This window comes from Priestia sp. P5_B4 (assembly GCF_056400385.1).
In genome coordinates, this window is record NZ_JBFULJ010001055.1 from 1 (window position 1) to 1,183 (window position 1,183).

Genomic DNA, 1,183 nt, shown 5'->3' on the forward strand with positions numbered 1-1,183 from the left:
GTATTCTCCTTCACTATTTTCACGAACAACAATTAAATCAAAATCTTTTGGGTTCGTTAGTGGAGATGCGATGCCTTTTAACCTCTTGGCTGGACGAATATTAATTACCTGCTGAAATTCTCGACGAATCTTAATGAGCAGACCCCATAGAGACACGTGATCTGGCACAAGATTTAAATTTCCTACAGCCCCTAAAAAAATTCCGTCAAAGTGTTGAAGCTGCTTTAGCCCATCTTCCGGCATCATCTGTCCGTATTTCAAATAATAATCACAGCTCCAAGGAAATTCTGTAAATTCAAATTTTAATCCCCCGTGAAGATCTGCAATCGTATGAAGGACCCTAACCGCCTCCGGCACAACTTCTTTTCCTACTCCATCTCCTGGTATGTTGGCTATTTTTAACGTTTTCATCAAAAATCCCCCTGCGTCTTTTATGTAAAAAACCTATCGGTCGACCGTCGACTGATATTATCTATTTGATTATACGTAAAAAGAACGCTTTCATCAAGAAGATTCTGAATATATTCATTTTCTTCAAAAATTCAAAATTATTATGACTCTTATGAACAAGCGTATTATAATTAGGAAATAAATGATTATAAATAAACGAGGTATATCAATGAACAATTTTGATTTACATAAGCCGTTACCATACTATCTTCAATTTTATGAAAAAATTAAGCGAATGATTGTGAACGGTGAATATAAACCGGGCCAGCGAATCAATGAAACCCAGTYAGCTAAAGCATTTGGGGTTAGCCGCTCTCCCATAAGAGAAGCAATGCGTTTATTAGAAAAAGACGGCCTTTTAGTTGCAGATCAAAAAACAGGCTTTATTGTTTATTCCCTGTCTCCTGAAGACGTAGAAGAAATTTATCAAATTCGTACGGCTTTAGAGTCTTTAGCCATTGAGCTGTGTATTACTCGCGCTTCTGATGAAGAGCTTCTTTTCATTGAGCAGCTGTTAGATAGAACCGCTGAGGAAATAAAGCAAGGAGCCGAAGATTCTCGACTTATTGAGCTAAATGAACATTTTCACCAGCTGATTCTTCAATACAGTCATAATAAACATTTAAAAAAACAGCTCGATAGCGTAAATGTATTGATTTATTTTTGTCGGGTGCTTAATTTTAAAGGTAAAGGACGCGCTGCTGAGATTTTAAATGAGCATCAGCAAGTGTTC

At 36.7% G+C, this 1,183-nt stretch carries 2 protein-coding genes; one reads left to right on the forward strand and one right to left on the reverse strand.

The window, feature by feature from the left end; translation table 11 throughout:
- Positions 1-411: isocitrate/isopropylmalate family dehydrogenase (locus tag AC1DRF_RS28720; RefSeq protein WP_477742401.1), on the reverse strand; the 411-nt coding region annotated here is incomplete at its 3' end.
- A 208-nt stretch (positions 412-619) separates the two neighbouring features.
- On the opposite strand from AC1DRF_RS28720, the gene AC1DRF_RS28725 reads away from it, so the two are divergent.
- Positions 620-1,183, forward strand: a 564-nt coding sequence (locus AC1DRF_RS28725) for a GntR family transcriptional regulator (RefSeq protein ID WP_477742402.1), incomplete at its 3' end; no start/stop codon positions are given.